Raw genomic sequence first — 5,897 nt, 5'->3', positions numbered from 1 at the left:
GGGGGGGGGGGGGGGGGGGGGGGGGGCGGGGGGGGGGGGCCGCCCCGGGGGGGGGGGGGGGGGGGGGGGGGGGGGGGGGGGGGGGGGGGGGGGGGGGGGGGGGGGGGGGGGGGGGGGGGGGGGGGGGGGGGGGGGGGGGGGGGGGGGGGGGGGGGGGGGGGGGGGGGGGGGGGGGGGGGGGGGGGGGGGGGGGGGGGGGGGGGGGGGGGGGGGGGGGGGGGGGGGGGGGGGGGGGGGGGGGGGGGGGGGGGGGGGGGGGGGGGGGGGGGGGGGGGGGGGGGGGGGGGGGGGGGGGGGGGGGGGGGGGGGGGGGGGGGGGGGGGGGGGGGGGGGGGGGGGGGGGGGGGGGGGGGGGGGGGGGGGGGGGGGGGGGGGGGGGGGGGGGCGGGGGGGGGGGGACGGCCCCCCCGCCTGTGAGGGGGCCCGGTCTACTCGACTTCCTCGTTCAGGGTCTCGGTCAGGTCCTTGTTGGCCTGCTCCATGACCTCGTCCACGTCATCGCCCTGGACGATCTCCAGCACCGCCGAGGGCAGGATCGCCTGGTCCTGGTCGGCGGCGTTCCAGCGCGGGGTGGCGGGGAAGAACTGGGTGTGCTCCATCTGCTGCGCGCCCGCGGCCTTGACCGGGTCCTCCTGGTAGGCGGGGTCGTCCAGCAGCTCGGGGTAGGCCGGGAAGTAGCCCGCGGCGTCGGCGTAGCCCTTGCCGCCCTCCTTGTCGGCCATCATCGTGAGCAGCTCGGCGGCGTACTCGGGCGACTCGGTGGTGGCGAAGACGCTGAGCGCGGAGCCGCCCGCGAAGGCCGGGGCGATGCCCTCGGCCCCGGGGATGGGCGCGGCGGAGACCTCCTCCAGCAGGGCCGGGTCCTCGGCCTGCTCCTCCATCTGGCCCATGGCCCAGCTGCCGTCGATGTACATGCCCAGCTCGCCGTTGGCCATGTCGGCCAGCGGGACCAGCTCGTTCTCACCGACGTAGGACTGCGGGGAGATCTCCTCCTCGGCGGTCAGCCCGGCGTAGAACTCGACGGCCTCCTTGGCCTCGTCGCTGGTGAGCTGCCCCTGCCACTCGCCGCCCTCCTGGGTGGCGATCTGGCCGCCGTTGCTCCAGATGAAGCTGGCGATGCCGTTGGTGAAGTCGGTGGGGGCGGCGAACCCGGGGACGTCGTGCTCGTCCTCGATGGCCTGGGAGACCTCGACCAGCTCGTCCCAGGTCGCCGGGGGCTCCATCCCCAGGTCGTCCAGCCAGTCGGCCCGGTAGTACAGGGTGCGCACGCCGGCGAACCACGGGACGCCGTACTGCGCGCCGTCGTACTGGCCGTACTCCAGGGCGCCCTGGTCCAGGTCGCCGGCGTCCTCCCAGTCGGCGATGTGGTCGTCGAGCGCGAGCAGGGCGCCCTGCTGGGCCCAGTTGGAGGTCTGGTCGTTGCCGACCTCCAGGACGTCGGGCGCGTCGCCGCCGGCCATCGCGTTGGTGATGGACTCCTGGGCGTCCTCCCAGGGGACGAACTCCACCTCGATCGCGGTGTCGGGGTAGGTCTCCTGGTAGCGCTCCTCGATGCCGTCGAAGTACTCGACGAGGGGGTCCTGCGCGGTGCCCATGACCCACACGGTCAGGCTGTCGGGCGCGCCGGACGGGTCGGCACCGCCCTCACCGCCTCCTCCGCCGCAGGCGGCCGCGAGCAGGACGACCGCCGGAACGGCCGCGATCTTCGGGAATCTCACTGGTTCTCTCCCTTCACGCGTCGCCACGCGCGCGACCGTGCGTCGAAGAAGACGCCCCCCGGTCATCTCTGGGTCGGCTACGAACGCTGTGCGGGCTTCGTCATGGGTGCGGGGGTGTGCTGGTATAGCTCTGGTACGCCGTTCGGTCGCGCGCCGCCCCCGCCTCCGGGGATCCGGAGTCCGGGGGTGTGAACGAGACCTGGTTCACGTTGGCCGTTAAACTAACAGGAAACTTTCTTAACTAATAGGGATGGGGGTGTCACGGTTATGTCTCGACGCCCGGGGACCCCGCGGCTGCTGCGGCAGCTCAACGACCGTGCCGCGCTGGAGCTCCTCCTGACGTCGGGGCCGCTGACGCGTACCCAGCTGGGACGGGAGACGGGGCTGTCCAAGGTCACCGCCTCACAGCTGCTCTCCCGCCTGGAGGAGCGCGGCCTGGTGCGGGTCGCGGGAAGCCAGGCCGGGGGCCGCGGCCCCAACGCCGCGCTGTACGAGGCGGTGCCCTCCAGCGCCTACGCGGTGGCGCTGGAGGTGGGGGCCGCCGAGGCCACCGCCGCCGTCGCCGACATCACCGGCGCGGTGGTGGAGCAGGGCACCATCGACCCGTCGAGCGCCTCCGACCCCGTCGGGGCGGTGTGCTCCCTGGTGGCCAAGCTCGTGGAGAGCGCGGGGGTGCCGCCCGAGCGGCTCAACGCCTGCGTCATCGGCACGCCCGGCGTGGTCGACCCGCGCACCGGGGCCGTGCGGTTCTCCTTCGACCTGCACGCGTGGCTGGAGGGGGTGTTCGACGCGCTCGGCGCCGAGCTGGGACGGCCGGTGCTGATCGAGAACGACGTCAACCTGGCCGCCATGGCCGAGCACGCCGAAGGGGCGGCGCGCGACGAGCGGGACTTCGCGCTGATGTGGCTGTCCGGCGGCGTGGGCATGGCGATCATGCTGGACGGACGGATCCGCAGCGGCCGCTCGGGCGGCGCCGGCGAGATCGGGTACCTGCCGGTGCCCGGGGCGCCGCTGCCGCGCGACGTGGGGCGGCCCGGCGGCTTCCAGTCGCTGCGCATGCAGGACGGCGGCATCGAGCACGGGTTCCAGTCGCTGGTCGGCGGCCGCGAGATCGTCGCGCTGGCCGCCGAGCACGGCGTCACCGGGGCCGGGGCGGCCGAGGTGATCACGGCGGCGCGCGACGCGGCGGCCGAGGACCCCGGCGGGCGCGGCGCGGCCTTCCTCGACCGGTTGGCCGAGCGCATCGGCCGGGGTGTGGCCGCGGTCTGCGTGGTGCTGGACCCGGGTCTGGTGGTGCTCGGCGGGGAGGTGGCCCGCGCGGGCGGCGAGGAGCTGGCCCGCCGCGTCGCCGAGGCCGTCCCCGCCATCGGCCCGAACGCCCCCGAGGTCGGCGTCGGCCGCGTGGAGGAGCCGGTGCTCCGCGGAGCGCTGCTCCTGGCCCTCGAGAACGCGCGAGAGGAGCTCTACGCGGCGGTCGCCGAGTGAACCCGGACCGGACCCTGATCCTCGGCCGGGCCGGTGCGCCGGGGCGGGGTCCTGCGGCCAAGGCCCTGGCCGATCAGAACCGCTTCCTGGTCGTCCGGTCGTCACCCGACCGGGCTCGAGGGGTGCGTTCCTGCCCGGAGCAGCGCACCTGAGTGCGGACGAAGGCCGGGTGGGCCCCGCGCCGGTGGCGCATCACGGCCAGGTGTAGACCACGCCGGTCGCCTCCTCGGACAGGGTCCACAGGCGGGCGGCCGCCGCGTGGTCGCGCGCGGCCGTGCTCGGCCGGCAGAACCGGGGAGCACCGCGCAGACCGAAGAACCCCCTCGGCCCGACGTAGGCGCCGCCCCGCACGTCAGGATCGACCGCCGCCCGCACGGTCGGCAGCGCGCCGCCGAGGTCGGAGTGGCCGATGGTCCCCGCGGCCCCGGCCAGGAGGCTCCCCAGACGGGGCCGCCCATCCAGCGACGGCCCGGCGGCGGCGAGGTCGGTGCCGGCCATGCCGGGGTGGGCCGCCGCGGACAGCAGCGCGCCGCCCTCCCGTTCGGCGCGCCGGTGCAGCTCGCCGCTGAACAGCAGGTTGGCCAGCTTGGATCCGGCGTAGGCGTCCCACCGCCGGTAGCGGTCCGGCCCTCCGTCCACCGTGAAGCGGGTGGTCCCGATCCGGTGGAGTTCGCTGCTGACGGTGACGACGCGTGGGGCCTGCGCGGCCAGCAGGCGCGGCAGCAGAAGCCCGGTGAGGGCGAAGTGGCCGAGATGGTTGGTGCCGAACTGCATCTCGAACCCGTCCGCGGTGGTGCGGTAGGGCAGGGCCATCACCCCGGCGTTGTTGACCAGGATGTCGATCCGCTCGGCGGGCGGGTCCTCGGCGAAGGCGCGCACGGATGCCAGGTCGGCGAGGTCGAGCAGGGCGAGCTCGGCCTTCGCGCCGGGGGTCTGGGCCCTGAGCCGTTCGAGGGCGCGCTCGCCCCGCTCGGCGCTGCGGCAGGCCAGGACCGTGTGCGCACCGAGGTGGGCGAGCAGGCGTGCGGCCTGGAAGCCGATCCCGCTGTTGGCGCCGGTCACCACGGCCACGCGGCCGTCGAGGCGCGGTGCGTCCTCCGGGCGCCAGGGGGTCGCACCCATCGGAACCTCCGTCGGGGGTCGGGGGCGGGGAAGAGCGTTCGACGAACACTACAAGCGCCACTGTGCCAACGAAAGTTGTCATGGTTGGTGCCGAGGGGACTGCCCTCGTCAGGGCGCGTCGAGGGCGCGCCGCATCGCGATACGCGGGGCCACGGCGATCCCGGCCCGCCCCTCGGCCCGCCACTGTTCGGCGAGCCCGGGGCCCCAGGCCTCGCGGGGGAGTTCACGGAAGCCGTGGCGTGTGTACCAAGGGGCGTTCCACTCCAGGTCCCGGAAGGTGGTCAGGGTGATCGCGGTGAACCCGGCCTCCCGGACGCGTGCGCAGGACGCGTCGAGGAGGGCGCGGCCGATGCCGCGCCTGCCGTGGTCGGGATGGACGGCGATCTGCTCCAGGTGCGCGGCCCCGTCCAGCTCCACGAGCGCCGCGAGCCCTGCGGCCCCGGCGCCGTCCGCGCCGTCGGTGCCGCCAGTGCTGCCAGTGCCGTCGGTGTCGCCGCCGGCCTCCTCGGCGACCAGCACGGCACCGAACCGGCCGGGGGAGCGCCGCTGCCCGTCGGGGCCGACGGCTCCGAGGACATGGGTGAGCAGCTCACGCGGGTCGTCGGGGGGAAGCACGAGCCCGGCGTCGGCGAACATCCCGTCCGCCGCCAGGCTGACCTCGACGACCCGGGGGACATCGGATTCGCGCATGTCCCGGGTGACAGGGAAGGACGGTTGCACCACCGAGACCGGCTCCTTTCACTCACGCTCGCCCGGCATCCTCCCGCGCGGGCCGGTCGGAGGCACCTTCTTTTCTGTTCCTCTGTCCCAGGGGGCGGGAGCAGCGNGGGGGGCGGCCCCCCGCCGGTCAAGGGGGAAGGGCGGCGACGAAGGAAGCGGGGCGGTTCCCCGGGGCTGCCGGTCGGCTGCCGGGCTTCTCGCGGTCCCGGGTGTCGGCGGCGACGGCACGGCGGGTGCCCCGCTTCTGGGCCCCGGCCAGGTGGCGGGTTCCGGGTGGTCCGGGTGGCCGCGGGGCCTGCTCGCGCGTGTCCGCGGTGGCCGATCGGGGCGCGCCGTGCACCATTGCGATCAGCGGGCCCCTTCTGAACTGGGGGGATACGGACGGTCATGAGGCGGGGCGGGCCCGAGCGCGCCCACCGACGCCTCATCGGGGGCTCCAGGCGCGATCGCGGCTAGACCAGAACGGCGTTCGGTGAACAAGGGTCCGGAATGGTGTCGTCTGCGGGTCTTTGCGGGGGAGGGGGTGCAGGTGTCGGGGCGGGGTGGCGGCCCCTGTGGGAGTCCGCTCGGCCGGTGTCCCCGTTTTGGTCACCCAGGGTCAGGGTGGGGGTTGTAAACGGGCGTTGTGTGCCGGTAGAAGGGGGCTCCGGTACCGAATCCGGTTCTGGTCCGGCCGCCGCCGTGCACCCGCTCCGTCCCGGAGGCCGATCCGGGGTCCGGGAGGGCCTCTCAGTCCCTCTCATCCGGACAATCCGGGCGATGGGACGGGGTGTGCGGGCGGGGGCGGGCAGAAAGGGCCAGGTCGGGCATCGTGAGTGGTGGTGTCGCCACCCAAGGTCGTGGCCGCTGGGG

Annotated in this window: 4 protein-coding genes; 1 reads left to right on the top strand and 3 read right to left on the bottom strand. The window is 75.7% G+C overall.

All coding sequences use genetic code 11. From position 1 onward, the window contains the following. Nucleotides 1–428: 428 nt before the first annotated feature. Nucleotides 429–1,718 (bottom strand): extracellular solute-binding protein, encoded by a 1,290-nt coding sequence (locus D450_RS0100645; RefSeq protein WP_017536750.1) that lies wholly within the window; start codon nt 1,716–1,718, stop codon nt 429–431. Nucleotides 1,719–1,985: 267 nt separating this feature from the next. Here D450_RS0100645 and D450_RS0100640 point away from each other — a divergent pair, with 267 nt between their 5' ends. After that, on the top strand, nt 1,986–3,203 hold the full coding sequence (locus tag D450_RS0100640) for an ROK family transcriptional regulator (RefSeq protein ID WP_017536749.1): 1,218 nt from the start codon (nt 1,986–1,988) through the stop codon (nt 3,201–3,203). 192 nt (nt 3,204–3,395) lie between these two features. On the opposite strand, the gene D450_RS0100635 is transcribed toward D450_RS0100640, so the two are convergent. Next, a complete protein-coding gene (locus D450_RS0100635; RefSeq protein ID WP_017536748.1) occupies nt 3,396–4,325 on the bottom strand; it encodes an oxidoreductase in 930 nt (309 codons plus the stop codon). Between the two features lie 108 nt (nt 4,326–4,433). Further along, nucleotides 4,434–5,015 (bottom strand): GNAT family N-acetyltransferase, encoded by a 582-nt coding sequence (locus D450_RS0100630; protein WP_026128304.1) that lies wholly within the window; start codon nt 5,013–5,015, stop codon nt 4,434–4,436. Nucleotides 5,016–5,897 lie beyond the last annotated feature (882 nt).

The organism is Nocardiopsis halophila DSM 44494 (genome assembly GCF_000341245.1).
GTDB lineage: Bacteria > Actinomycetota > Actinomycetes > Streptosporangiales > Streptosporangiaceae > Nocardiopsis_A > Nocardiopsis_A halophila.
This window is presented reverse-complemented; position numbering and strand designations above follow the sequence as displayed.